General features: G+C 71.8%; 28 protein-coding genes. 13 read left to right on the forward strand and 15 right to left on the reverse strand.

Annotation, left to right across the window (positions count from 1 at the left end; all coding sequences use genetic code 11):
• Positions 1-2: 2 nt before the first annotated feature.
• Positions 3-737, reverse strand: a complete 735-nt coding sequence (locus D458_RS0109100) for a sensor domain-containing protein (protein ID WP_017586423.1) — start codon at positions 735-737, stop codon at positions 3-5.
• A 116-nt stretch (positions 738-853) separates the two neighbouring features.
• On the reverse strand, positions 854-1,543 hold the full coding sequence (locus tag D458_RS0109105; RefSeq protein ID WP_017586424.1) for a GAP family protein: 690 nt from the start codon (positions 1,541-1,543) through the stop codon (positions 854-856).
• A 69-nt stretch (positions 1,544-1,612) separates the two neighbouring features.
• Between D458_RS0109105 and D458_RS0109110 the strand changes: the two genes are divergently transcribed.
• The gene (locus D458_RS0109110; protein WP_017586425.1) at positions 1,613-2,236 is read left to right on the forward strand and encodes a TetR/AcrR family transcriptional regulator; all 624 of its coding nucleotides are present in this window, start codon (positions 1,613-1,615) and stop codon (positions 2,234-2,236) included.
• Positions 2,237-2,468: 232 nt separating this feature from the next.
• Positions 2,469-3,044, forward strand: a complete 576-nt coding sequence (locus tag D458_RS0109115; RefSeq protein WP_017586426.1) for a GNAT family N-acetyltransferase — start codon at positions 2,469-2,471, stop codon at positions 3,042-3,044.
• 29 nt (positions 3,045-3,073) lie between these two features.
• On the opposite strand, the gene D458_RS0109120 is transcribed toward D458_RS0109115, so the two are convergent.
• Positions 3,074-3,481 (reverse strand): MarR family winged helix-turn-helix transcriptional regulator, encoded by a 408-nt coding sequence (locus D458_RS0109120; protein WP_017586427.1) that lies wholly within the window; start codon positions 3,479-3,481, stop codon positions 3,074-3,076.
• Between the two features lie 126 nt (positions 3,482-3,607).
• Here D458_RS0109120 and D458_RS0109125 point away from each other — a divergent pair, with 126 nt between their 5' ends.
• A complete protein-coding gene (locus D458_RS0109125) occupies positions 3,608-4,096 on the forward strand; it encodes a macro domain-containing protein (RefSeq protein WP_017586428.1) in 489 nt (162 codons plus the stop codon).
• Between the two features lie 34 nt (positions 4,097-4,130).
• Here D458_RS0109125 and D458_RS34790 read toward each other — a convergent pair whose 3' ends face one another.
• Positions 4,131-7,571, reverse strand: coding sequence for a WD40 repeat domain-containing serine/threonine protein kinase (locus tag D458_RS34790; protein ID WP_051049636.1), 3,441 nt, complete (start codon positions 7,569-7,571; stop codon positions 4,131-4,133).
• Between the two features lie 143 nt (positions 7,572-7,714).
• Positions 7,715-8,518 (reverse strand): class I SAM-dependent methyltransferase, encoded by an 804-nt coding sequence (locus tag D458_RS0109135; protein WP_017586429.1) that lies wholly within the window; start codon positions 8,516-8,518, stop codon positions 7,715-7,717.
• 184 nt (positions 8,519-8,702) lie between these two features.
• On the opposite strand from D458_RS0109135, the gene D458_RS0109140 reads away from it, so the two are divergent.
• Positions 8,703-9,272 carry an RNA polymerase sigma factor gene (locus D458_RS0109140; RefSeq protein WP_017586430.1) on the forward strand — a complete coding sequence of 190 codons (570 nt, stop codon included), beginning with the start codon at positions 8,703-8,705 and terminating at the stop codon, positions 9,270-9,272.
• Positions 9,269-10,354: a CU044_5270 family protein gene (locus tag D458_RS0109145; RefSeq protein WP_017586431.1), complete on the forward strand. Its 1,086-nt coding sequence runs from the start codon at positions 9,269-9,271 to the stop codon at positions 10,352-10,354. The genes D458_RS0109140 and D458_RS0109145 overlap by 4 nt, the downstream gene beginning before the upstream one ends.
• A gap of 124 nt (positions 10,355-10,478) precedes the next feature.
• Here the strand turns inward: D458_RS0109145 and D458_RS0109150 are convergent, their stop codons facing one another.
• Both D458_RS0109150 and D458_RS0109155 read right to left on the reverse strand, forming a co-directional pair.
• Entirely contained in the window at positions 10,479-10,847 is a 369-nt protein-coding gene (locus D458_RS0109150) for a DUF4180 domain-containing protein (RefSeq protein WP_017586432.1), read from the reverse strand.
• Positions 10,848-10,897: 50 nt separating this feature from the next.
• Positions 10,898-11,329 (reverse strand): helix-turn-helix domain-containing protein, encoded by a 432-nt coding sequence (locus tag D458_RS0109155; RefSeq protein ID WP_017586433.1) that lies wholly within the window; start codon positions 11,327-11,329, stop codon positions 10,898-10,900.
• Positions 11,330-11,494: 165 nt separating this feature from the next.
• On the opposite strand from D458_RS0109155, the gene D458_RS0109160 reads away from it, so the two are divergent.
• Positions 11,495-11,977 (forward strand): VOC family protein, encoded by a 483-nt coding sequence (locus D458_RS0109160; RefSeq protein WP_017586434.1) that lies wholly within the window; start codon positions 11,495-11,497, stop codon positions 11,975-11,977.
• A gap of 21 nt (positions 11,978-11,998) precedes the next feature.
• Here the strand turns inward: D458_RS0109160 and D458_RS0109165 are convergent, their stop codons facing one another.
• Positions 11,999-12,730, reverse strand: a complete 732-nt coding sequence (locus D458_RS0109165) for a (2Fe-2S)-binding protein (protein ID WP_017586435.1) — start codon at positions 12,728-12,730, stop codon at positions 11,999-12,001.
• A 169-nt stretch (positions 12,731-12,899) separates the two neighbouring features.
• Between D458_RS0109165 and D458_RS0109170 the strand changes: the two genes are divergently transcribed.
• The 3 genes from D458_RS0109170 to D458_RS0109180 are packed head-to-tail and all read left to right on the forward strand — an operon-like array spanning position 12,900 to position 16,026.
• Entirely contained in the window at positions 12,900-14,309 is a 1,410-nt protein-coding gene (locus tag D458_RS0109170) for a sensor histidine kinase (protein WP_017586436.1), read from the forward strand.
• Entirely contained in the window at positions 14,297-15,004 is a 708-nt protein-coding gene (locus tag D458_RS0109175; protein WP_017586437.1) for a response regulator transcription factor, read from the forward strand. The genes D458_RS0109170 and D458_RS0109175 overlap by 13 nt, the downstream gene beginning before the upstream one ends.
• Positions 15,005-15,054: 50 nt before the next feature.
• Positions 15,055-16,026, forward strand: a complete 972-nt coding sequence (locus D458_RS0109180; protein ID WP_017586438.1) for a DUF4097 family beta strand repeat-containing protein — start codon at positions 15,055-15,057, stop codon at positions 16,024-16,026.
• 27 nt (positions 16,027-16,053) lie between these two features.
• Here D458_RS0109180 and D458_RS0109185 read toward each other — a convergent pair whose 3' ends face one another.
• The gene (locus tag D458_RS0109185; RefSeq protein WP_017586439.1) at positions 16,054-16,437 is read right to left on the reverse strand and encodes a hypothetical protein; all 384 of its coding nucleotides are present in this window, start codon (positions 16,435-16,437) and stop codon (positions 16,054-16,056) included.
• Between the two features lie 143 nt (positions 16,438-16,580).
• Between D458_RS0109185 and D458_RS0109190 the strand changes: the two genes are divergently transcribed.
• Entirely contained in the window at positions 16,581-17,597 is a 1,017-nt protein-coding gene (locus tag D458_RS0109190; protein ID WP_026119133.1) for a Gfo/Idh/MocA family protein, read from the forward strand.
• Here the strand turns inward: D458_RS0109190 and D458_RS0109195 are convergent.
• The gene (locus D458_RS0109195) at positions 17,575-18,495 is read right to left on the reverse strand and encodes a GNAT family protein (RefSeq protein WP_017586441.1); all 921 of its coding nucleotides are present in this window, start codon (positions 18,493-18,495) and stop codon (positions 17,575-17,577) included. The genes D458_RS0109190 and D458_RS0109195 overlap by 23 nt on opposite strands.
• A 103-nt stretch (positions 18,496-18,598) precedes the next feature.
• Positions 18,599-18,985: a DUF2784 domain-containing protein gene (locus D458_RS0109200; protein ID WP_017586442.1), complete on the reverse strand. Its 387-nt coding sequence runs from the start codon at positions 18,983-18,985 to the stop codon at positions 18,599-18,601.
• Positions 18,986-19,147: 162 nt separating this feature from the next.
• Between D458_RS0109200 and D458_RS0109205 the strand changes: the two genes are divergently transcribed.
• Positions 19,148-19,729 (forward strand): Uma2 family endonuclease, encoded by a 582-nt coding sequence (locus tag D458_RS0109205; protein WP_026119134.1) that lies wholly within the window; start codon positions 19,148-19,150, stop codon positions 19,727-19,729.
• A gap of 25 nt (positions 19,730-19,754) precedes the next feature.
• On the opposite strand, the gene D458_RS0109210 is transcribed toward D458_RS0109205, so the two are convergent.
• Both D458_RS0109210 and D458_RS0109215 read right to left on the reverse strand, forming a co-directional pair.
• Entirely contained in the window at positions 19,755-20,720 is a 966-nt protein-coding gene (locus tag D458_RS0109210; protein WP_017586444.1) for a helix-turn-helix transcriptional regulator, read from the reverse strand.
• 118 nt (positions 20,721-20,838) lie between these two features.
• Positions 20,839-22,038 carry an MFS transporter gene (locus D458_RS0109215; protein WP_017586445.1) on the reverse strand — a complete coding sequence of 400 codons (1,200 nt, stop codon included), beginning with the start codon at positions 22,036-22,038 and terminating at the stop codon, positions 20,839-20,841.
• Between the two features lie 55 nt (positions 22,039-22,093).
• On the opposite strand from D458_RS0109215, the gene D458_RS0109220 reads away from it, so the two are divergent.
• Positions 22,094-22,669, forward strand: a complete 576-nt coding sequence (locus D458_RS0109220) for a CGNR zinc finger domain-containing protein (protein WP_017586446.1) — start codon at positions 22,094-22,096, stop codon at positions 22,667-22,669.
• Between the two features lie 7 nt (positions 22,670-22,676).
• On the opposite strand, the gene D458_RS0109225 is transcribed toward D458_RS0109220, so the two are convergent.
• Complete coding sequence (locus D458_RS0109225) at positions 22,677-23,723, reverse strand: saccharopine dehydrogenase family protein (protein WP_017586447.1); 1,047 nt, start codon at positions 23,721-23,723, stop codon at positions 22,677-22,679.
• A gap of 70 nt (positions 23,724-23,793) precedes the next feature.
• Here D458_RS0109225 and D458_RS0109230 point away from each other — a divergent pair, with 70 nt between their 5' ends.
• A complete protein-coding gene (locus tag D458_RS0109230) occupies positions 23,794-24,768 on the forward strand; it encodes a helix-turn-helix domain-containing protein (protein ID WP_026119136.1) in 975 nt (324 codons plus the stop codon).
• Here D458_RS0109230 and D458_RS0109235 read toward each other — a convergent pair.
• Complete coding sequence (locus D458_RS0109235; protein WP_017586449.1) at positions 24,758-25,162, reverse strand: RidA family protein; 405 nt, start codon at positions 25,160-25,162, stop codon at positions 24,758-24,760. The genes D458_RS0109230 and D458_RS0109235 overlap by 11 nt on opposite strands.
• Between the last annotated feature and the right edge of the window lie 209 nt (positions 25,163-25,371).

Below are 25,371 nucleotides of genomic sequence, written 5' to 3' on the forward strand. Positions count from 1 at the left end.
GTTCAACGGGCGGAGACGAAGCGGCGGACGGTGGGCTGCCGGTCGGGTTCGGGCACGTCGTCCGAGCCCTGTGCGGCGGGGGCCTGAGCGGGGACCTCGGCGGTGAGGACCTGGACGCCGGCGTCCTCCGGGGCGAGCAGCAGCGCGCGGGCCAGGGTGGCCTCGGCCTGGGCCAGGAAGCGCATGACCAGGGGCAGGGTCAGGGCGAACAGCGCTCCGCCGACCATGTGGAACGCCAGGGTGGCCAGGACCGGGTACTCGGGCAGGACGTAGGTGCCCACGTCGGTGTAGCCGGGGACGAGGTAGAGCGACCAGCCCCAGAGCGGGTAGAGCAGACCGCCCAGGGACAGGGCCCACCAGGTCACGGCGACGACGAAGGTGACCAGTGAGACGGGGAAGCGCAGCAGGGGGTGCAGGGCGTCCAGCCAGCTGCGGGAGCAGGTCAGCGGGTGCAGTAACTGGCGCAGGGGCCCGGCGTTCTTCGGGGGTGTGCGGTAGGGCAGGCGCATCACCGGTCGGCCGTAGAGGTCGGAGAGGCGGATGCGGTCCACGTGCGCCAGCCCTCGGGCCGTGACCAGGAGCACCGACAACAGCACCAGTCCTCCGAAGACCACGGAGGTGCCGATCCCGAGGGCGAGACCGGTCAGGACGACGGCGAAGGAGAACACGGCGAGCGGAAACCCCAGGAAGACGTAGCGGGTGTCGCGGCCGAGTCCGGTGAAGAGGGAGGCGTTCATAGCGTCGACGCTACGCTCGGGGACCCTCGCCGTCATGGCCGCAGACGTGAGCATCGACGGTGGTGCTGTCACCACCCCCCTGCCTGGTGGCTGTGTCTCCTGGGGCTGGAGGGGACTCAGTTGCCCAGGTTGCTGAGGAACGGAACGAACCCCACCTGCTGGAGGCCGTTGACGAGCAGGAGGAAGCCGACGATGCCGATGATCCAGGCCATGGCCTCACGCGAGCCCGCGTCGATCTTCTCCCTCCAGCGGTCCAGCCGCGGGCGCAGGCGTTCACCGAAGACGCGGTGGGCCAGGTAGAGCAGGACCGGGGGGAGCACCATGACCAGGTTGTAGGCGGCGAGCACCGGTATCCAGGTGTGGGCGGCCAGCCCGGAGGCTCCCATGATCCCGATGGCGCCGAAGTAGGGGAGGGCGGTCCCGGCCTCCAGGAGGCCCGTGGCCAGGCCCAGGCCGACCATGGTGGCGGTGCGCAAGGACGCGGGGCGGCGCGGGGCCCGCTTGCTGGTCGGCATCACCCAGGAGTAGGCGAACAGGCCCGCGCCCAGGACCAGCACGACCCAGCCGGCGGCGGGGCTGTCGGCCAGGTGGGACAGGCGGTTCAGGGCCGTTTGCAGGCCGAGCATCAGCGCGCACCCGAGGGCGAAGTAGAAGACCGCGACCGTGCCGAGGTAGGTGAACAGCGGGCGGGCGATCGAGCGGGCCCCGCTCAGCAGCACGAAGAGCGTGACGCCCAGGGTGGCGGGGCTCAGGGTGTCCAGGATCGCCAGTCCGGCGACCGGTAGCAGTACTTCCAGGGGCGGCACGGGATTCTCCTCGTTCGTTTTAATACGCCTGTGCTAAATAAAATAACACAGGTGTGTTAGAAAGGGGAGGTGCCTAAGATCGTCGACCACGAAGAACGCCGCCGCGAGCTCGCCGAGGCCCTGTGGCGGGTGATCGCCTCCTCCGGCCCCCAGGCCGTGTCCATCCGCACCGTCGCCGCCGAGGCCGGACTGTCCGCGGGAGCGCTGCGCCACTACTTCCAGACCCGCGAGGAACTCCTGCTCTTCGCCATGGACCTGTCCGAGGAGCGCGTGCGCCGGCGCATGGCCGAGTACTCGCTCACCCTGACCCCCGAGGTGCCCATGGTCGAGCGGGCCGCCGGGTTCGCCGAGCAGATGCTGCCCCTGGACGAGACCCGCCGCGCCGAGTACCGCGCGTGGGAGGCCACCGGAACCCTCGGGGCCATGGACCCCCGAGCGGAGGAGCGCTGGATCCAGCAACGGTCCCTCTACCGGCGGCTGGTCGGCGGGCTCGGCGGACTGCCGCCCCTGGAGGAACCCGAACAGGTCCACCCCGATCCCTGGGTGGAGACCTGGTCCGAGTACCTGCACACCTACATCGACGGCCTCGCCCTGCAGCTGATGGTCACCCCGACACAGGTCCCCCCGAAAGCCGCGAGAGCCAGGCTGCGCGCCTTCCTCGCCCACATCGAGAACCAGAAACGCCCCTCCTGACCGGAGGGACTCGGGGCCGCGGGTGAACAGCGGAGCGCTCTTGGAGAGGGCGGACAGAGGTCAGCAGGATGCGTGCGGTGCATGTCATGGAACCGGAAACGCGGCCGCCACGGGTTTTCCGACTGTCCGAGGGGCCCTGGCCGCCCGGGCGATCCGGGACCCGGGCGCACCCGGTCCCGGGGCTTGGCCATACTGGGTGACGCAGTCGGGCCGAACCGAGGGGGAGCAGGGCGTGAGCATCACACAGAGCGGCGGGGACGGGTCGCACGAGCGGACCAAGATCGAGTTCCGGGCCGCGACGGCCACCGACGCCCGGGCTCTGGTCGACCTGGTCAACTCCTGCTACCGGGGGGACAGCTCCCGGCAGGGCTGGACCACCGAGGCCGACTTCCTCGGCGGGCAGCGGGTGGGCTCCGACACCATGGCCGAGCTGTTGGCGCGGACCAACACCCTGGTGCTGGTGGGGGAGTCCGAGGGGGAGATCGTCACCTGCTGTGAGCTCCAGCGGAGTGTCAACGGGGCGTACTTCGGGATGTTCTCGGTGCGCCCGGACCTCCAGGGCGCGGGGCTGGGCCGGGTCGTCCTGGCCGAGGCCGAGCGCACGGCCGCACGGGAGTGGGGCTGCCGCCTGATGCGGATGAAGGTGCTCAAGCAGCGCCCCGAGCTGATCGCCTGGTACGAGCGGCGCGGGTACACCAGCACCGGCAAGACCGAACCCTTCCCCTACGGTGACACCGATTTCGGTCTGCCCAAGCAGGACGACCTGGCCTTCGTCGAACTCACCCGGGAACTGCCCGCCGACCTCTGAGCGGGGCGGGTCGGAGCCGGGGGTGCCGGTCAGTCCTGTTCCAGGTTGGCCGACATCCGCTCCAGGACGTTGACGGTGTCCCGGTACTCCTGGTCGCTGATGCCCTGGCAGATCCGGTTCCGCGTCTCCTTGACCCGTTCCAGGAGCTCTTCGTGGGCCCGGCGCCCTTCGGGGGTCAGTTCCAGGGAGACCAGGCCGCTCACCCAGCCGCGCTGCCGCAGGGCCTCCACCGCCGGAGCGACGGTGGTCTCGTCCTCCTCCAGGAACGGGGTCAGGCGCTGGTCCAGCTGGAGCACGGTGCCGGGTTCGCCGTGCAGGGAGTTGAGCACCTGCCACTGGCGGCGTCCGAGGGACTCCGAGGCCAGGGTCCGGTCGAAGTCGTTCTCGATGAGTCGGTCCAGGTGCTTGAGCCAGAATCCGATCGGTAGGTCGGACATGGTTCCTCCGGAGTGCCGATGACTGCGTTCCGATGGACCAACGATATGCCGCCGAACGGCGTCGCGGCCGCCGTTCTCCCCGAGTGTTCGAGCGCGTGTGTCGGAGGCGTTGGCTAGCCTGCCCGCATGTCCGACACACCCACCGGCCTCCGGTTCGTGCGCGGCGACGCGACCAACCCGCAGGCCTCCGGCCCCAAGGTCATCGCGCACGTGTGCAACAACCGGGGCGGCTGGGGCAAGGGATTCGTCCTCGCCCTGTCCCGGCACTGGCCCGAACCCGAACGCGACTACCGGGCCTGGTACCGCGGCCGCTCCGGCAACGACTTCGCCCTGGGGGCGGTCCGGATGGTCCGGGTGCGCCCCGACCTCCACGTGGCCAACATGGTCGCCCAGCACGGGGTCAGACACGGCAGCGGCGGGCCGCCGATCCGCTACGAGGCGCTCGCCGACTGCCTCGGGCTCCTGGCCGGGCACGCCCTGGAACTGGGCGCGACGGTGCACATGCCCCGGATCGGGTGCGGTCTGGCGGGTGGAAAGTGGAATCGCGTCCAGCCGCTGATCGAGGAGCACCTCCTGGACCGGGGCGTGCGCGTCACCGTCTACGACGTCGACTGACCACGAACCCGGGCAGAGATCGCCGTCCCCTCCCTCAGCAGATCGTGCGCCGTTCGACACCGGGCAGGTGTTCCTGCCACTCCTCGTCGCTCAGGTCCCGGCCCACACGCTCGCACAGGGTCCGCACCATGGCGCCGGGGTCGACGGAGACCTCGTAGGTGCCCGCCTCGTCCTCCTCCTCGGTCACCACCAGCCTCAGCGTCGAGCCGTCGTCGACGAACCCGACACCCGCGCTGTCCTGCGTCATGTACTGGACCCCGGGCCCCACGATCGGCGGCCCCAGCGGGGTCCGGGTCGGCACGTGCCACACCTGTAGCAGGGTCCTGGCGATGTCCCTGCGCCAGTGGGTGCCGGCGTTGTTGACCATGACCATCAGTTCGGAGTCCGAGGTGAAGGCCACGAGGGCACCGCCCGTTCCGTCGAAGTACTCCTCGCCCAGGCGCACCACAGGGGCGAGGGGAGCCAGGGACTCCCCGTCCAGGAACACCAGGTCGTCGAGGCCCGTCCGGACCGCGACCGCACCGTCGGGGGAGACGTCGGGTGCGATGTCCCCCTCCACGGGCCGGAACTCCGGCGGGTCGGGCAGCTCGCCCTGGCCGTCGTCGACCCGGACCATCGCTCCCCACGGCCAGTCGAGGGTGGTCACCGTCCCGTTGTCCAGGAGCAGGCGCAGCCCGTCGTCATCGGGCCGCCACACCGCGTCCGCAATCATCCGGCCCTCCAGGGTGTGGACCAGGGACAGCGAGTACCAGCCGGTCAGTTCCTCGAAAGGAGGGAAGGAATCGGGCGTCGGCTCCTCCACCCGCTCCCAGGACTCCCACAGCGTGAGCTGGTCGCCGCTGAACTCGGCCAGCACACTCCCGTCGGCGTTGAAGCGCACACCGCGCGGGGTCTGCCTGTCATGGGCGGGTTCGTCCCGCAGTCGTGTCGATGAGGCTTCGAGCGATTCCCGGTCCGACACGTCCCACACCCGCAGCCCTCCGTCGGCCACCGCTCCCGCCAACCGGGTCCCGTCCGGGCTGAGGGCCAGGTCCACGAGTTCGCCCGCCCCGTCCGGCCACGCCGTCGACACCGTGTCGCCGGTCGACAGGTCGACGATCTCCACGCCCTCTCCGACATCCCGGTACACCGCGGCCAGATCCTTGTCCGCCGCCACGGCCACATCCAGGACGCCGGGCTCGTCACCGAGGACGTAGGAGCCGTCGTCCGCGCTGACGAGGAACCGGGGGCCCCGGTCCTGGACCTCGACGACGTAGGTGTCGTTGTACTCCAGCAGCAGGTAGTCGTCGTTCTCGGTGAAGACGATGTCCGGCAGTGCGTGCCACGCCTGGACCAGGGGAACGTCGAGGCCGTCGGGGGCCGCGTCGCCGGCCGAGAAGAACCGGGGTCCGTCGCCGGCCATCACGGCGACCGTTTCCCCGTCCGCGCTCAGCGCGACGTCCACCACCGCCTCCTCGGCTCCTGCGATATCGGCGAGGGCGACTGCGCCCACCTCCTCGCCGGTGTCGGCGTCCCGGACGTCGACCGAGGTGTCCGTGAGGGCGGCGGTCCGGCGGCCGCCGGTACTCATCACGGGGTGCGTGCCCAGCTGCCTGACGGAGCTCTCCTCCGGTTGGGTCACGGCCCGGTGCAGCGCCGAGCGCGCGTCGACGGTCGGCGCGAACTGCCATGCGGCGGCGGCGAGCAGCATGGCCGTCTCCGGTTCGCCGCTGCGCAGTTCGGCCGCACGCGCCGCCAGGTCGCGGGACATGCTCTCGTCGAGGAGGCTCCGGGCGGCGTCCCTCTCCTGCGTCCTGGCCTGGTTGAGCCACACCAGTCCTCCCGAGGCCACGAGCAGAACGGCCACCAGCCCTGCCAGGACGGAGGTCACGGTGCGGCGGCGGCGCTCGCGGCGCACGGTCAGGTTCCGACTGGCCGTCAGGAACCGGTGCTCGGTGGTGTTGAGCTGCACCCGGGTCCGCTCCGAGTCCGCCCATGCCGTGGTCTGGTCCAGCAGGCTGCCCTGGAGGAGGTCGCCTTCACGTTCACCGTGCTCGTGCCAGAACCTCGTGGCGGTGTCGATGCGGCCCAGTAGACGCAGGCCGTCGTCCTCCTCGGCGATCCAGGTGCGCAGCCTCGGCCAGGCCACTCCCAGGGCGGCGTTCTCCAGGTGCAGCCGGAGGCCGTCGAAGGAGACCAGCCCGGCCCCGTCCAGGCGCCGGGCCAGGTCCTCGGCCACCGCGGTGTCGTCCGCGGGCAGGTCGGCGAGCGCCACCCCGCGCAGGGCCATGCCGCCGCCGGGTTCGGGCTCCAGCATCCGCAGAAGGATCTGGAGCATCAGCCGGCGCTGCTGTTCGGTCAGATCCTGGTAGAGGTCTTCGGCGGTACGGCCCAGGTCCGTCGACGACTCCTGGCCGGCTCGGGGGACCAGGTCGTGGGCGGCCCGGCCCCGGCCGGCTTGCAGGAGGGCCTCCATGTCCGAAGGGCCGCCGTCCCCTGGCGCGGGGGCCGTAGCGGAGTCGGTCTCCTCGTCCTGGCCCGCTTGGGGGACCGGTGCGCGGTCGGCGCGGTCCTGGCCGGCCCGGGGGAGGGTCTCCATGTCCGAAGGGCTGATGTCCCCTGACACAGGGACCGTCGCGGAGTCGGTCTCCTCCTCCCGGTCCGTTCCGGTGTCCGCCTTCTCGAACCCCTCGTCCCATGGGGGGTCGAGGAGCCGCATGAGCAGTTCGGCCGCGGTGGGCCTCTGCTCGGGGTCCTTGGCCAGGGCGTCGGCCAGCAGCGGCCGCAACCCGGGCGGGAGGGGATCCAGGTCGGGGGTGCTCTCCCGGACAGCGCGCATGATCTCGCGATCGGTACTGCCCTGAAAGGCGTGGCGGCCGGTGGCGGCGTAGAAGACGACCGCCGCCCAGGCGTGCACGTCGGCGGGCCGGCCCGCGCGCTTCCTCGCGAACTGTTCCGGGGCCATGTACCGCAGGGTGCCCACGAGCCTGGACCGGGAGAGCGTGGCCGAGTCGGTGAGGATGCGCGCGATACCGAAGTCGATCACCCTGGGGCCGTCCGGGCCCATCAGCACGTTGCCCGGCTTGAGGTCGCGGTGGACGACGTCGGCCTGGTGGATGGCCGCCACCGCGGTGATCGTGCCCACCGCCAACCGGTACAGGTCCTGCGACGGCAACGGCCCGTGTTCCCTGACCGCGGTGCGCAGAGTGGGCCCGTCCACGAACTCGGTGATGATGTAGGGCCGCTCCCCCTCCAGATCGGCGGCGAGCACCCGGGCCGTGCAGAACGGCGCCACCCTCCGGGCCGCCGTCACCTCCCTGCGCACGGGACGGTGGAAGCCCTCCTCACTGCGCAGGGCCTTGAGCGCCACCCGGGTACCGTCCGTGCCGTAGGCCTCGTAGACCACACCCTGGCCCCCGACGCCGAGGCGGCCTGCCAACCAGTAGCCACCGATGCTCAGCGGGTCTTCGCCTCGGACGAGGGGGGCTCGGGTCACAGTGCGTCTCCGGAAGGCAGGGGGTCAGGGGGCGCCAGTCCGATAGATGCCCGAACCGCCACCGGAGTTCACCTGTTTGTTGGCGAGGAGGCCCGGGCGTTCACGCCCGGGAGGAATCGCCTGGATCCGTTGAGTTCCGGCTCCTACCCGGGCAGGCGGCACAGGATCGCGCCGCGGGGGATGACGAAGACCCCGTCGGGGTGCTCGCTCCAGCGCTTCCATCCCGCCGAGATCCGTTTCAGGTCCGCCTCGCTCGCGTAGCCCCTGGCGACGGCGTCGCGGCCCATCGCCGACTCCAGGATGCGGCGCGACCACATGCCGCCCCACCAGGCGCGGCGCTCGGGAGCGGAGTGGTCCCACACCTCGGCGACATGGGTGACGTCCTCGAACCCGGCCGCGTGCGCCCAGGCGAGCATGCGGCGACCGGCGTCGGGTTCGCCGCCGTTGGCGCGGGCCATCCGCTGGTACAGCTCCATCCACGAGTCCAGTTCGGGCAGGCCCGGGTACCAGTGCATCGCCGAGTAGTCGCTGTCGCAGGCGGCCACCACGCCGCCCGGCCGGGCCACGCGGCCCATCTCGGTCAGGGCGCGCACCGGGTCGCCCACGTGCTGCAGGACCTGGTGGGCGTGGACGACGTCGAAGGTGTCGTCGGGCAGGTCCAGGTCGTGGATGTCCCCGACCAGGAAGTCGATGTTGTCGGCGCCCGCCTCCTCGGCGTTGGCCCGGGCCTGCTCGACCGCCTCGGAGGAGGAGTCCACGGCGGTGACCCGGCCGGGGGCCACCCTGCGTGCGAGGTCGGCGGTGATGCTGCCGGGGCCGCAGCCCACGTCCAGCAGGGAGCGGCCGGGGCGCATCTCCGCGAGCGCGTAGGCCGCGGAGTTCTCGGCGTTACGCCACAGGTAGGAGGTGGTGACCGTCGGGTGCTGTCCGTGAGTGTACCGCGCCATCGCGTACCGTCCTTCGTGCCGGGGTTCGGGTCGACCCTACCCCCTCGTCTCTCCTGGTGAGATGGAATTCTCATATAGCGAGACGATTTCTCCTCTTTCCGAACCGCCCGGAAAACTTCCCGAGCCGACCTAACACACACCTCCCGTTCCGACACAAGCAGATGAGAGGACGGGAGGAACGCCCATGGGACGCAGCACGGTCGGAGAGGACTACTCCGACGAGCGCGCCTTCAACACCCTGTTCGAGCAGCACTACGACGCCGTGTACCGGTACGCGCGGCGCAGGGTGGGCGCGGACCAGGCCGACGACGTGGCCTCGGAGGCCTTCGTCGTGGCCTGGCAGAAGAGAGGGCGCCTGGTCCCGCAACGGGAACTGCCCTGGCTGTACGCGTGCGCACGCCGCATCACCCTGGCCCACCTGCGCCGCGACCAGCGACAGGACCGGATCGCGGAGTCGCTGGTCCGCGAGCCCGGACGGCTGGGGGTGCACTCCGACGACGCCGAGCGCGTCATCGACCGCGACCGGGCCCTGGCCGCCCTGGCCCGGCTGACCGAGATCGAACGCGAGCTCGTGATGCTCGTGACCTGGGAGGGACTGGACAGCCGCCAGGCGGCCGAGGTCGTGGGATGCACCCACGTCACCGCCCGGGGGCGCCTGCACCGCGCCCGGAAGAGGCTCACCGCACATCTGGCCGAGACGCCCGGCCCCGAACGGGCCCCCGCCTTCGAGGAGAAGGAGAAGGAGTCGGCATGAACGACCTGACCGCACTGCGCGCCGCCCTTGAGGGCGCCGACCCCGCCAAGGACACCGCACCCGCACCCGAGGACCGCCTGCGGGCCCGTACCAACGCCATCGCACGCCTGAAGGAGAACACCCCCATGGCACGTCCCCTGTGGCGCCGTGTCCCCGTGCTCGTCGCCGGAGCCGCCACCGCGGCCCTGGCCGTCGGGGCCGCCGCGCTTCTGCTGCCCGCGGACCACCCGGCCGGTGTCCCCGTCGCCTACGCCGCTCCGCCCGAGCCGATCGAGGTGACCGGCGGGCCGCCGGTCGACGGCACCGAGCCGCTGCTGGAGCTGGCCGGGACCACGGCCGAGCGCGGTGAGCCCGAGGGGCGGGGCGAGGTCGGGTTCGTCGCCTCCAACGGCACCACCCTGTACCGGATGAACGCCAACGCCGGTGACGAGGACCCCGAGGAGACCCACGGCTACGGGTTCGTCCCCTTCGAGTGGAACCGGTGGCAGGGTCCGGGCGGCGAGATCCGTAGCGAGAGCCACCCCCGGCCCCCGACCGAGACCGGTGGCGAGGAAGGCGACCACGAGTGGTTCCTGGACCAGGTCAGCGAGGTCCACGAGGAGACCCTGCACCCCAGCCTGGTCCTGCCCGAGGAGCTGCCCACCGACCCGGAGGGAATGGAGGAGGTCCTCACCGGTATCGGCCAGGACTCCGCGGAGGTCCGGGAGACCGACGCGTCCCTGTTCCACTCCGTGTCCTACCTCTACGAGAACCGGCCGCTGGCCGGCGCGGAGGAGGCCGCCGTCCAGCGGGTCATCGCCGACCGCGCCGACGTGCAGTACCTGGGCACCGCCACCGACCCGCTGGACAGGCAGGGCGAGCTCTTCTCGTTCCGCGTGGAGGAGCCCGGCGTCCAGACCCTCGAGTACCGGTACCTGTACGACGCCCGGGACGGATCGCTGCTGTACAGCGACACCACCCTGCTGGAGGAGCACGACCCGAGCACCCCGATCGAGGACTACGGGCTGACGTACCCGGTCCTGTCCTCGCAGGTCAGCTACGTCTGGTCCGGGTGGGTCGAGGAGATCGGCCAGCGCCCCTGAGGCAGGGCCCCTGAGCCGGAAGGGCTGAGCCGGCACTGGTGTTCGGAGGGCCGGGCCGAAGGGCCCGGGAGCTGACCACGGCCGCACCGGCACGTGCCGGTGCGGCCGTCGGCGTCCGCGCGGTTCAGGCGCCGGCCAGCCGTTCCTCCAGCGCCTCCGGGCCGGGGACGAACCAGCACTGGCTGCCGCGGTCGCACTCGCGTACGAGGTCGCGGAACGCGTCACTGGCCGCCACCTGCCGCGAGACGTCTCCGACGACGGCCAGGCGGAGCCGGTAGTTGGCGAACTTCTGGAGGAACTCGCCCGCCACGCCCGTGCGCAGCCGGAAGAAGTCCGGGTCGAGGCGTTCGACGGGCACCGCGATCCAGGTGACGCCGTGGTAGAAGGCATCGCCGATCACGTCCCCGGCATCGCGCAGGGGCGGGCCGTCCGCCGGGCAGAACATGACCGGGTGCGGGCCAACCCTGCGGGTTTCGGGGAGTGTCTCGGGCATCGGCTCCGGATCCTTCGCGATGGGGTGCTGGTCGGGTTTTCCTGGAGAGCTCACGGCTGGTCTCCGGTGAGGGAGTCGATGTACCCCAGGAGTGTGGCGGTGGTGTCCAGGTCGCCCACGATGACCACCTTCAGCCGGGCGCGCTCCGGGTCGTGGACGACCTGGACATGCGAGCGCCCGCGCTCCTCCGGACGTCCGGTCACGGTGAGCAGGGTGGTGAGGCGGTCGGCGGTGCCCCGGTCGACCCCGTCGACCTGCACGACCGTGGACGCCTCCGCGTGCGGGGCCGCCTCGGCTGCGGGCGGCTGCTCCCCGGCCAGTGGTCCGCCGGTGAACTCCTCCAGGTCCTGGCGCCGGATCCGGTACTGCTTACCGATCCGGGTGGCCGCCAGGCGCCCTTCGCGGACGTAGGCGCGCACGGTCTTGACGTGCAGACCCAGAAGGTCCGCGACCTGCTCCACCGAGTAGTACTGCTGGGCCACGATTCTCCTCACCCGCAGGCTTCTTATCCTTAAAGTTCCCCAATTGTACCTGAACTCGGGGAAGAAAAGAGAAGTTCTCGGAGCACGGCGCTGTGGGCCGGTGCTGGAAGGGGGAACCGGGTACGGGTGAGAAGAGGGAGACACCCGCGGAGAGAGGAGAAGGCCATGGCCCTCCTGCACCCGATCAAGCCGTGCCTGTGGTTCAACGGGCAGGCCGAGCAGGCGGTGGCGTTCTACACGAACGTCTTCGAGGACTCGCGCGTGCTCACGACCACTTACTACGGCCCCGGCCTGCCCGTACCCGAGGGCACCGTGCTGACCATCGAGTTCGAGCTGGACGGCAACCCCTTCACCGCGCTCAACGGCGGGGCGGAGTTCACCTTCAACGAGTCGGTGTCCTTCCAGGTCAGCTGCCGCGACCAGGCCGAGTCCGACCATTACTGGGACCGGCTCACCGACGGCGGCCAGGAGAGCCAGTGCGGCTGGCTCCGGGACCGGTTCGGCCTGTCCTGGCAGGTTTACCCGGAGGAACTGAACACCCTGCTGGAGGACCCCGACCCCGAACGGGCGCACCGGGCCACCCAGGCGATGCTCATGATGCGCCGCATCGACCTGGAGATGGTGCGCCGGGCCGCCGACGGAACCTGAGGACCCCGCATCCGAACCCGCTCAGGGGCGCAGCGCGCAGTCCCCGCACAGGCCGCCGTCCGGCAACCGGTAGTACAGGCAGCAGGTGGTGCGCCGGAACACCGCAAGTCCCGACCGGTCCACCCCCGTGTAGCCGCCGGTCCCCTGCAGTGAGGGGCGTTCCAGCGTCAGCCGGACCACCTCCTCGGCCGCCGCCCGCTGCTCGTGCCGGGCACCGCCCAGGGACCGGGCCGCACCGGCCAGCGCCGCGGCGGTGTTGCCCCGCAGCAGACCGGGGGAGACCCGACCGATGCCGGCCAGCTCCTCCTCGACCCCGGCCAGGGCCCGCTCCACCACGGTGGCGGACACCCACTCCGCGATCTCGCCGGGGTCCCGGGGGATCGCCTCGACCCGGGTCTGTGCCGTGCGCAGGACCAGCGGCCCCGAACGGACGGGTTCGAAGTGAAAGTCCGCGACACGCAGACGCACCCCGTGGCACAGCGCCGCCGCCAGGACCGGGGACAGCAGCCGGGAGGCCAGACCCTGGTGGAACAGCGACGCGCCCACCCGCCACTCCACGTCCTCGGCGCCCCCGCCCGACAGCGCCCCGAGCTGGGCCCGCACCCGTCGTACCTCCTCGGCGACCCGCTCCCCGGCCAGGGCGGACACCGGTTCCCAACCGTGGCTCCGTGGCCGAGCCCCCGTCCCGAAGACCCCCACCCCGAAGAACATGTTGACGCGCCCCAGGTCCCCGAGCACCTCTTCCAGCACCACTGCCCCCTGCCTCCGTGTCCGGCTCCCGCACCGCCGGGTCTCCACCATGCCCGATCGCCGGGGCGCCCGCCGCTCGAGGGGCCGTCACCAGGCCGGTAGTGCTGGCACCACCCGTGTTCCTCGTGCTGATGGCCTCGTGCCGGACCCCCCGGAAACCTAGATTGGTCCTGTGAGCGGCACACACGAACAACAGGCGCCAGAGGCGGAGCGGAGCGGAGGCCGGGGTTGGACCCGGCTGATCGCTCCGGTCGACGCGCCCTTCCTGCCCGGGGCGGGAACGAACGGCTGGCGGAGTCTCCTGGTCGAGGTCCTGCACCTGATGACCTCCCTGGTACTGGCCCTGTTCTACCTGATCCCGGCGACGCTGCTGGTGACAGCGGCCTCCTGGGTCGGAGTGGGGCTGTACCTGCCCTGGTCGGACGTCTCGATCGACTTCCCCGTCGCCCGGATCGCCAGGGACGCGCTCGGGTTCCTCGTGTTCCTGCCCCTGGCCGCCACCCTGCTGGCCCGTTTCGCCTGCCGGCTCCAGCGCGACCGGATCGCCAACGTGTTCGGGATCGTGGAGACCAGACCGCCCGACCCGATGGCCGACGACAACCCCTGGGCGCGCGTGTGGCGGTTCCTCTTCGGCCGGGAGGCGTGGTCGATGGTGGTCTACAGCACCGTCGCCGGACTGCACGGCCTGCTCGCCGGAGGGCTGGTCGCGGTGCTCGTGGTGTGCGGCGGCGCCGCGGCGGCCGGGGCCTTCCTCGGCATCGTGTACATCCTGGCCCAGGGCTCTCCCGGAGACCTGGCGGGGCCGCTGGTCCTGGTCGTGGCGGGCCCGTTGGCCGCCCTGATCGGCCTGCGCCTGGCCCCGTACATGATCGCCTCGGAGGTCCTGCTGCACAGGCTGCTGCTCTTCGACGCCCCCGAGGTGCGGATGCGGCGCCGCCTCCTGCACGTCCAGGACAGCCGTCTGCGCATGGTCGACGAGGCCGAGGCCGAACGCCGGCGCATCGAACGCGACCTGCACGACGGCGCCCAGCAGCGCCTGCTCGCACTGACGATGACCCTGACCCGGGCCCGCGCCCGGCTGGCCCACGACCCCGACGGGGCCCGGGAGCTGATCACCGAGGCCCAGGAGGAGTCGAAGGAGGTCATGACCGAACTGCGCCAGGTGGCGCGCGGTCTGCACCCCCGGGTCCTGACCGACCACGGGCTCGGGTCGGCTCTGCCGGTCGCGGCCGGGCGTTCCCCGGTCCCGGTCCGGCTGGACGTACGGCTCGACGAACGCCCCTCCCCGCGTGCGGAGGGCGTGGCCTACTACGTGGTCTGCGAGGCCCTGGCCAACGTCGCCAAGCACGCCGCGGCCGAGCAGGTCACCGTGGTCGCCGAGCGGGTCGGGGGCCGCGGCGGCAAGGGGGACCTGCTGCGGGTGTCCGTCACCGACGACGGGGGCGGGGGCGCCGACCCCGAGGCGGGCACCGGTCTCTACGGGCTGTGGGACCGGGTGGACGCTGTCGACGGTGTGCTGACCGTCCACAGCCCGACCGGTGGGGGAACCGTCCTGACCGCGAACATTCCATGGGAGGCGTGACCGTGAACTCGGCCGACACACACGAGGAGCGGCCCGGGCCGCGAGTGATCATCGCCGAGGACTCCGTGCTGCTGCGCAGCGGCATGGTCCGGCTGCTGGAGGACTCGGGGGTGGAGATCGTCGCGGCGGTGGGAGACGCCGACGCGCTGCTCGCAGTGGTCGCCGAGCACCCGGACGCGGACCTGTGCCTGGTCGACATCAGGATGCCGCCCACCTACTCGGAGGAGGGTATCCAGGCGGCGCTGAAGATCCGCGAGACCTATCCCGAGGTGGCGGTCCTGCTGCTGTCCCAGCACGTGGTCAGCCGCTACGCCGCCGACCTGCTCGGGGGCGGGGCCTCCAAGGTGGGCTACCTGCTCAAGGACCGGGTGGCCGACATCGACGAGTTCCTGACCGTGCTGCGCAGGGTGGCCGACGGCGGGGCGGCGATCGACCCCGAAGTGGTCTCGCAGTTGCTGAGCAGGCATCTGGACCGGTCTCTGGAGCGCCTCACCCCGCGTGAGGGCGAGGTGCTGGAGGTCATGGCCCAGGGGCTGAACAACGCGGGGATCGCCGACCGGCTCACCATCACCGAACGGGCCGTGGAGAAACACATCCGGTCCATCTTCACCAAGCTCGACCTGGGTCAGGACGACCACGACCACCGCAGGGTCCAGGCGGTGCTGCGCTACCTGCGCGGCGCCGACCAGGACTGACGGAGCACCGACTGAGAAGGAGGGCGACGCCTTCCGAGAAGGGGAAGAAGATGACGTTCAAAGCACGAGGCCTGTACGCCTCCTCGAGCAAGGAGCCGGGCCGGTTCCGGCGGGGACCGTGGATGCTGCTGGGCGGTGTGCTCGTGGTGGGCCTGGTGGTCTTCACCGCGTTCTCCGTGCTGGGCAACATGACGGTCAACCACTCGGACCGGACGGACTCCTTCAGCGGGGTCGCCGAGATCGAGTTGGAGAACTCCACCGGCGGCCGGGTCGAGCTGCGGGGCGGTGACGGGGACGAGGTCGTCGTGGAGCGCGAGCTGAGCGGCAGCCCCGTCTCGGAGCCGGACGAGGACATCGAGGCCGAGGGCGGCCAGCTGGAGATCGACACCGACTGCTCGGGGCTGCTGTTCTTCTCCGGCTGCTCGGTGAACTACGACATCACCGTCCCGGCCGGAACCCGGGTGACGGTGGAGACCGTCAGCGGCAGGATCACCGCCAGCAACATCGAGGGTGAGCTCACCACGCACACCACCAGCGGCAGCGTGCAGGTGGCGAACCAGGTCGGGGCGGTCGATGTCGAGACGGTCTCGGGAGCGATCGAGCTCGACGGCGTCGAGGGTTCGGTGACGGCCGAGTCCACCAGCGGTCAGATCACGGCCACCGGCTCCGGTGACCTGCTGGACCTGTCCACCACCTCGGGTCGGATCGACGCCTCGGGCTTCGAGGCGGACGAGGTCCGCTCCGAGTCGGTGAGCGGCACCCAGAAGCTCGGCGGCGGATTCACCGCCCTGGAGGCCTCCTCCGTCTCCGGTGAGATCGAGGTCAGGACCGACGCCCCCTTCGACCTGATGTCGGTGGAGACCGTCAGCGGCGGAGTCCGGGCCACGGTGCCGGACGAGTCCTACGACATCACCGGCGAGTCGGTCTCCGGTGAGCGGGACTTCGACGTGGACACCGCCTCGGACTCCGACAGCCGGATCGACGTCAGCACCGTCAGCGGCGGAGTGCGGATCAGCAACTAGGTCCCGCCCCGGTCCGCCCCCGAAGGGTCAGCGTCGTTCGAAGCGCAGTGCCGCCCAGTCCGAGTCGATCGGAACCTGGGCGGTGCTGTGCCATCCGGCGTCGGTGAGGGCGTCCCAGCCCTTGTCCGCGGCCAGGTCCGTGATGATGGTGCCGCCCCGCTGGGGGAAGCACACCCACAGCCGGGTCCGGGGGGCCGCGAGCTCCAGGGCACGCGGACCCTCCCGGTCGACGGTGCCCCGGTCCAGGGCGAACAGGTGCACGTCGTCGTACTCGGCTCCCTCGACCGGACCGAGGTCGATGTGGATGTCGAGCGGGGGGTCCAGCAGGCGCAGGTAGCGCTCCGGGGCGTTGAGGACGAGCAGCCGGTCCCCTGGCTCGACCCCCAACCTCCGGGCGAGTGTCTCCGACATTCCTCCTCCGTTCACGTGTGCGGCCTCCACACGTCGTATCCCGCGTGTTGTGGCCTCCTCGGCCACCGTACGGTTCCGACGCTCCGAATCCGAGGACCTTACCCGCCTCGACCCGGACATGACCGTGTTTTTAGGATGCCCGTATGACACAAGAAGACAGTGGGACGCGCTGGGGCGTGGTGGGGACCGGCGCGATCGCGCATTCCTTCCTCGAAGGACTGCGGGCCGCACCCTCGGCCAGGGTCACGGCGGTGGGTTCGCGCACACGCTCGCGCGCGGAGGAGTTCGGGCGGGCCTGGGACGTCCCGAACCGCTACGGCAGCTACGAGGAGCTGGCCGCCGATCCGGAGGTGGACGTGGTGTACGTGGCCACGCCCCACCCCTGGCACCACCCGAACACGCTTCTGATGCTCAACGCGGGCAAGCACGTACTCGTCGAGAAGCCGATGGCGATGAACGCCCTGCAGGTGTCGGAGATGATGGCGGCCGCCCGGGCCAACGACCGCTTCCTGATGGAGGCGATGTGGACGCGCTACCTGCCGGCCCCCCGGCTGGCCCGCGAACTGGTCGCCGACGGGGCGATCGGTGAACTGTGCTCGGTTTCGGCCGAGTTCGGGATCAACGTCCCCTACAACCCCGACCACCGCCTGTTCAACGCCGACCTGGGCGGCGGAGCCCTGTTGGACCTGGGTGTGTACCCGCTCGCGTTGGCCTCGCAGTACCTGGGCGAGCTGACCGTGGTGGGCGCGACCCGCCAGCTGTCCCCGGACCGGATGGTCGACACCCAGACCACGGTTCTGGTCCGAGGTGAGAACGGGGTGAGCGCCACGCTCGGCTGCGCCTCGCGCACCGCCCTGCCCAACCGCGCGGTACTGGCCGGAACGGCCGGGTGGATCGAACTCCCCGCCTTCTGGACCGCCAGCGAGCTCGTCCTGCACCGGCAGGGGCGGGAACCCGAGCGGTTCCACCGCCCCTTCCGGGCCAACGGCTACGAGTACGAGATCGAGGAGGTCACCCGGTGCCTGGCCGCCGGTGAGCGCCAGAGCCCGGACATGCCCTGGGCGGAGAGTGCCCGGCTGGCCGTGGTCATGGACCAGATCCGGGACGCGGGCGGGCTGGTCTACAGCCCCGCCAACGTCAAAGCCGTCCCCCTGGGATGAGCCCGCCCGCGCCCGCACCGGTGGGTGCGGCCCGTGCGGTGAGGTTCTCGGGGACCGCGCCGGGGACGGGTCGGCCGCCGGTGGCGGGCGCGGGGCTCGGCCGGGAGTTCAGCAGACGGCCCAGGGCGCACCGGGCCAGGGGCAGCACGCCCATGCGGGCCACGACCAGGACGGCGTCCTTGGGACCCACCTCGCGGGCGAAGCGCGCGTCCAGGTCGCGGTCGCCGCTGCGCGGTGCCACCCCGTAGATCTCGCCGTCGAACATCCGGTAGGCGTCGCGGACCAGCAGGGTGTCGGGCTCCAGCCGAGGACCGTCGCCCAGCCAGTCGGCGGCGTCGGAGGCGATCCTGCGGACCAGGCCGGGGACGGGGCGGTCCTGGCGGGGGAAGACGCGTGCGCGGCCCAGGCCCTTGCGCCAACCGGCGTAGACGGCCGGGTGGCGGGTGCGCAGGACGACGTAGGTGTTGCTCAGGGGATGGGTCAGCACCTCGCGGTGCAGGAAGTGGGTCATCAGGGCCGCGGAGAGCCCGAAGCGCCGGTGGGCGGGGACCACTCCCGTGGCGTCCAGGTACAGGGCGCGGCGGGAGGCGAACCGGTGCCGGTGGTAGCCGCCCCAGCCGACCGGGACGTCGCCGGGGCCCAGGATCAGGGCGAGGGAGGAGATCTGGTCGAAGAAGCCGGAGGCCATCCGGGTCCGCCAGTAGCCGGAGTGGTCGGCTCCGAACGCCCGGGCCGCCAGGTCGCGCAGGGCGGAGTGGAGGCGTTCCCGGCACTGCGGGGTCAGCGCGGTGGGGTTGTCCCAGCGGGCGACGCGGTAGCCCGGCCGTAGCGGGCGGATCACCGGGGGCACACTGAGTTCGCGCAGTTCCGGGCAGGGGTGTCGGGTCTGGTCGGGCACGCGGAAGCCCCACTTTCATCACTCTACGGAAGTAAACGACTCCTTAACGTAGCGGCTTTGTGGCGTTCCCGTGTCGACTTGACCCAAGCGGAGGTTCCCGGGACTACCCGGACACGGTGCCCACCGCCTCCGCCGACCGTCGCCGGTACAGCTTCCACGCGAGCCCCGCGTAGGCGGTGGCGACGATGCCCGCGATCACGTAGCGCGAGGTCATCAGGTGCTCGTCCGGGTAGAAGACACCGGTGATGTGGTGGTCGATGAACCCGTTCTCCATCACCTCGCGGCCCGTGTTCAGCCGCGACCAGTTCTCGATGTCGGTGAGGAAGCACGGCCAACCGATGACGACGATCCCCAGCGCGTACGCCGCCACCAACAGGTGCGGCCAGAACATCCGCGGCCACTTCCAGGCGAGGAACCCGCCGAAGACGACATAGGCCAGGAACAGGTAGTGGAGGACCATCGCGGTGTGGCCGGCGAGGAGGTAGGTCATGTCGGAAACCTAAGGCGAGGAGAGCTGCCCGCTCATCAGCGTTCCTACCCACTTTCCGTGAGTACGCCTACTCATGCGCCCGGCGAGCTCTTCGGCGTAGCCGGGTGGAAACGGCCTGTCTGAGGCTATTCTCGTGTCGAGGACTCGATCAGTGGAGGCAAGATGTGCGCTCAGCCGGTGCCGGACTGGCTCATCCCGCCGACGGAGGGCTTCAGAGCCGAGGACCTGGACAACCTGCCCGACCTGCCTCCGCACACCGAACTGATCGACGGGAGCCTCGTCCTCGTGAGCCCTCAGAAGGTCTTCCACAGCGTCCTCATCGACGTACTCGTGGCTGCCTTGTACCTGGTGACCCCCCGCGAGTACAGAGTCCGCCGAGAGATCTCGGTGACCCTGGCACCGAGGCAGCGCCCCGAGCCGGATCTGATGGTGGTGAGGGCGGACGCCTCCACCGGCAAGGACCAGACCGGGTACACGGCTGACTCAGTACTCCTGGCGATCGAGGTGGTCTCACCCGAGTCCGCTGAACGTGACCGCCTCCGGAAGCCGGTGCTGTACGCCAAGGCCGGGATCCCGCACTTCTGGCGAATCGAGGACAACGACGGGAGTCCCGTGGTCTACGTCCATGAGCTGGAACCGGTCAGGTCCTGCTATGTGGTCACCGGGATCCACCACGGTCGGGTCAAGGTCGAACAGCCCTACCCCATCGACATCGACCTGAGCGAAGTACAGGACAGGGTCTGAACCTCTCAAGCACCGGCCGTGGGACTCACTCCTCCGGGGCCCGGCCCGCGCGGGTGAAGCGCTCGCCCAGGCGGGCCATCGCCTCGCGCAGCTCCGGAGGTTCCACGACCTCCAGCTCCATCTCCAGCATGCCCAGGTAACAGGCCATGCCCACCAGGTCCTCGCCCGCGCACAGCAGCACACAGGAGTGCTCGTCCACCGCCTCGATGGGACCGTAGCGGGCGGCCGGCCCCTCCAGGGCGGCCTCGGCGGACACGTTGAGGCGGATGCGCGCCTTGATCGGCCACATCTGCAGGTTCATGCGGTCGGCCAGGTAGGCGGCCACACCCTGCTCGGGCGCCTCGCGCGGGGGCACCCGCGGGCCGGTCGGGGTCAGCGGGCGCATCCGGTCCACCCGGAAGGTGCGCCAGTCGTCGCGGCCGGTGTCCCAGGCCACCAGGTACCAGCGGCGCCCGTGGGAGACCAGCCGGTGCGGTTCCACGACCCGGCGGCCGGTGGTGCCGTCGTGGCGCTCGTAGTCGAACCGCAGCCGCTCGCTGTCACGGCAGGCGCCCGCCACCAGGGTGAGGGCCTCGGAGTCGACCGTGGGCCCCTCGCCCGGCATCGGGACGGTGAACGTGCCCAGCGCGTCCACCCGGCGGCGAAGCCGGGAGGGCAGCACCTGGAGGAGCTTGGCCAGCGCCCGGACCGAGGTCTCCTCGATCCCCGAGACCCCGCCCTGGGCCGCCGTGCGCAGCCCCACCGCGACCGCCACCGCCTCGTCGTCGTCCAGGAGCAGCGGGGGCAGGGCCGCGCCCGCGCCCAGCTGGTAACCGCCGCCGGTGCCCATGGTCGCCTGGATGGGATATCCCAGCTCACGGAGCCGGTCCACGTCGCGGCGGACCGTGCGCGGGCTGACCTCCAGGCGGTCGGCCAGGTCCGCGCCGGGCCAGTCCTTGCGGGTCTGGAGGAGGGACAGGAGCTGGAGCAGCCGGGCCGATGTCGACTTCATGCCCGAAGTCTGCCAGGGGTGCAGGTCAGTTTCGGTCCTGCACTCACCGACAGCGGAAGCGGTACGGCTGACCCGGACGGTCGGCCCCGGACACAGGAACGCGTTGTTCGGGCCCGCCTCAGCGCCTGGACCGCTGCCGGCGGGCCGAACGCGGGGAACGGGTGGAGCGCACCGCCACGTGGACCAAAGCGGCGCACACCTGAACCGCGGCGGCCGCGGCCAGGCACAGGGGCAGGGCCAGGTCGGCGAGCGGTCCGGCCAGGGCGGCCCCGGCGGCGAAGGCGCTCACCTTCAGGCTCGCGGCGGTGGTGAAGACCTGGGTGCACAGGCGTTCGGGCGCCTCCCGGTGGCGGATCGCGAACAGGTGGGTCAACTGGGGGCCCTCGGCGGCACCCACCACCGAGGCGGCCAGGATCAGCCACGGAGCGGAGGGGGCCAGGAGCAACCCCACCACGCCCACCGCCTGCGCCAGCACGCACACCAGCACCACGGTGTCCGGACGGAGCGGCAGGGGGCGGCGGGCCAGGACCAGGTTGGCCAGCACCGCGGCCACGGCCGTCACCGACAGCAGCATCGCGCCGCGCTCGGGTCCGCCCAGCAGGCTCTCACCCAGCAGGGGCGCGCTGACCACCACCATGCCGGTACCGGCGATGGACACCGTGGTGACCAGGGTGACCCGCAGCAGCGCCCGGTTGCCCAGCACCGCGCGGGCTCCGGCGACCAGTTCGCCGAGCACCGGAGCGGGTTCGGGACGACGCTCCCGGGCGGGCAGGGACCAGGCCACCGGGACGGCGAGGGCGACCAGCGCCACCGAGACCGCCACCGCCACGGTGGTACCGGCGGCGATCGCGACCGCCCCGGCCAGCGCCGGGCCGACCAGGCCGGCGGTGCTGAAGGTCATCGCGTCCCAGGCGTTGGCCCCGGCCGTGCGTGCCGGGGGCAGGAGGCGGGGGAGTTGCGCGGTCCACCCGCCGGACAGCGCCGGGCCCAGCAGGCCGATGCCCAGGGCGAGTACCAGCACGGGCACGAGGGGGAGGCGGCCCAGCAGCAGGGCCACGGCGGCCAGCCCGGCCGCGTAGACCGCCAGGACGGTGGCCAGGACCCGGCCGGGGCGCAGCGCCCGGTCCAGCAGGACGCCCACCGCGGGTCCGCCGAGGGCGGCGGTCGCGGTGATCGCCGCGAGCAGCGCCGAACCGGTGGTGGCGGTGCCGGTGGCCGCCACCCCCAGGAGCAGCAGGGCGGGGCCGGACATCTCGTCACCGGTACGGGCCGCGGCGGCCCCGAACAGGTACCGGGGCAGGGCATGGCGCTGGGTCATCCACCTGACGGTACGGAGTAACGCCAGAACGCACCATGGGCGTTACATTGGCCCCATGCCGACTCCCACCGCCCCGGAACCCGCCAGGCCGGAACCCCACGTCATCGCCGTGGGAGCGATCCAGGGCCTCGTCGACCGGACCACCGACCTGCTCAACACCCTGGCCGACCCCGAGGTCACCCCCGACGAGATCACCGCGGTCCTGCGCGAACACGGCGAGACCGACCCGGCGACCACCGCGGAGGACGTGGCGGACCTGCGCACGGCCGCCGGCGAACTGCGCCCGGTACTGACCGCGGACTCCCTGGACCTGGCCGCCGAACGGGTCAACGCCCTCCTCGCCCGCGCCGCGCACCCGCCCCGGCTGAGCAACCACGGCGGAGCCTTCACCTGGCACATCCACGTGGACAGCGACGACGAGGAGGCGCCTCTGGCCGAGTGGTTCCTGGCCTCGGCCGGCATGCTGCTGGCCCTGCTGATCAGCGACCGGCAGCGGCTGCCCGGCGGGGTGTGCGCGGCGCGCGGCTGCGAGCGGGTGTTCATCGACACCGCGCACGGCAGCCGCCGCCGCTACTGCTCGCGCCGCTGCGCCACCAGGGAACGGGTGGCCGCCCACCGCGCCCGCGGCTGAGCCGGCCTCAGGCGCTGTTCTCGGCTCGGGCCGGCAGGTCCAGGCTCAGGTGTTCCGGGGCCAGTGCCCGCAGGAAGTCCTCGGCGTCGAAGAGTTCTCCGGCTGCGTACACGCCGCCGGCCCCGCCCTCACGGATCCGACCGTCGAGCACCCTGGCGGTGGCCTCGGCGACCAGCGGAGCGGTGACCGCGTAGATGTCGCGGCCCGAGGCGCTGGCCCGCCGCCGCTGTCCGCCCCGGTGCACGACCGCGTCCACGAGGAAGGTCTGCGACGAACGCCCGCTCCCGTCCGCCGCCGACGGCGCCGGGGTGGCGGGATCGCGCACGTCACGCAGGGGCGCCAGGTTCATGTGGGCGCGGATGTCCGGGGTGCGCAGGTGGCGGGAGGCGGTGACCTGGTCGGCGGTGGAGAACTCGGTGACCTCCTGGACCCCCAGGGGTTCGGGGAACTCCCAGAGGGTCGGATCGGGGTTCTCCGTCGGAGGCACGAAGCGGCCCCCGGTGTAGACCACGTGCCGTCCGGCGTTGCGCCGCCCGGTCTTCCGTGTGCCCTGGGTCGGTTCCCAGCTGTCCAGCCCGAACGCGATGTCGATCGCCTCCGCCTCGGGCCAGTCGCCCATCGCCGTGGTGGCCAGCAGGTCGCCCAGTCCCCCGTAGAACGCCAGGGCCGGGACGACCACCACCCCGGCCGCGCGGGCCTGCTCCTGCCGGTTGTGGAAGGTCTCCAGCGCGACTGCCTGCTCCGCGCCCACGTCCAGGTAGGGGATGCGGGCGCGCAGCGCCGCGTCGATGAGGGCGGGCGCGGTGTCGGCGAAGGGCCCCGCGCAGTTGACGACCGCGTCGGCTCCGAGGAGCGCGCGGTCCAGGGAGGCGGGGTCGTCGACGGAGGCCACCCGGACGGGGGAGTCCGGGTACGCCCGGCCCAGGGCGTGCAGTCGGTCGCGGTCGCGGCCGACCAGGACGGGGGTCAGGCCGCGTCGGCGTAGTTCCCCGAGCACGAAGAGGGCGGTGTGGCCATAGGCGCCGAAGACGGCGACGGTCTGGTGGTGGCTCATGGGTCCATGCTGTCCGTTCGAGGCCTCCTCCACGAGTGGCTGAAACGACCTCATGCGTACACTTTCGGACATGACTGGGTCCGTGAGACTGGCGCTGTACGACGGCGCGATGCTGTTCGAGGCCGCCTCCGCGCTGGAGGTGTTCGGGGTCGACCGCGGCCTGGCCGATCCCTGGTACGACTTCGGGATCTGCGGTCCGGGCCGGACCCGGCTCGGTGACTGGTTGAGTGTTGAGGCGCTCCAGGGCTTCGACGCCCTGGCGGAGGCGGACACCCTGATCGTCGCGGCCCTGGACGACGTCGCCGCGGATCCGCCACCGGACCTGGTGGAGGCCGTGCGCGCCGCCCACGGCAGGGGCGCGCGGATCGTGTCGCTGTGCACCGGGGCGTTCGTGCTGGCCGCCGCCGGAGTACTGGACGGGCGCCGCGCCACCACCCACTGGATGCACACCGACGCGCTCGCCGCCCGCTACCCCCGGGTCCGGGTGGAACCGGACGTGCTCTACACAGACGAGGGCACGGTGCTGACCTCGGCGGGCAAAGCCGCCGGAATGGACCTGTGCCTGCACATCGTCCGCACCGACCACGGTGCGGGGGTGGCCAACGCGATCGCCCGCCGCCTCGTGGTCCCGCCCCACCGGGCGGGCGGCCAGGCCCAGTTCGTCGCCGCACCGGCGGCCGGGGAACCCGGCCACGCACTCGCCGGCCTGATCCAGTGGGCGAGCGCCCACCTGGACGAGCCGCTGACCGTATCGGACCTGGCCCGGCAGGCCGGCATGAGCACGCGGAACCTCACCCGGCGGTTCGTGGCCGTGACCGGCCTGACCCCGCTGCGCTGGCTGCACCACCAGCGCGTGCACCGCGCCCAGGAACTGTTGGAGACCACTGACGACGCGGTGGAGCAGGTCGCCGCCCGCACCGGGATGGGCACCGCGGCGACCCTGCGCAGGCACTTCCACCGCGCTCTCGGGGTCCCGCCCCAGGCCTACCGGCGTACCTTCCGAGAACGCGGAGGCACCGCGGTGCCCGACGGCCTCAGGAGGTGACGGCCACCGCCTCCACCTCGACCAGCTGGTCGTCGTACCCGAGCACGGAAACGCCCAGCAGGGTGCCGGGCGCGTCGTGCTCACCCATGTGGGAGCGCACCACCTCCCAGGCCTCCACCAGGTGCTCCTGCCGGTCGGAGGCCACGTAGACCGTGGTCTTCACGACATCGGTGAGTTCGGCGCCTGCTCCGCGCAGGGCGGTGACCAGGTTGCGCATCACCTGGTGGGCCTGGCCCGCGTAGTCGCCCACGGCCACCGTGGCGCCGTGCTCGTCCAACGGGCAGGCCCCGGCGGTCCACACCACCCGGGCAGGGGCCTCGGCCGTGGCCGCGTAGGCGTACTCCACCACGGAAGTGAGCTCGTCGTTGCGGATCAGTTTGACCGCGCCGCCCATGAATCCTCTTCTCCGCTGCCGAAGGCCCTCACGGACCACGGCCGCTCGTGTTGGTACTGCCTGCTCACACGGCACTGTGCCAGCCGGTACCGAACGGCGCCATCCGATATCGCAGGAGGTCGGCCGGCACTGGGCGGCTGTGCAGGTGGTGAACCCCTCCACGCCCAGCGGACCCAGTTCTCGTCCTTAGCCGCTCTGACCGGGCCCGC

Source organism: Nocardiopsis ganjiahuensis DSM 45031 (genome assembly GCF_000341085.1).
GTDB lineage: Bacteria > Actinomycetota > Actinomycetes > Streptosporangiales > Streptosporangiaceae > Nocardiopsis > Nocardiopsis ganjiahuensis.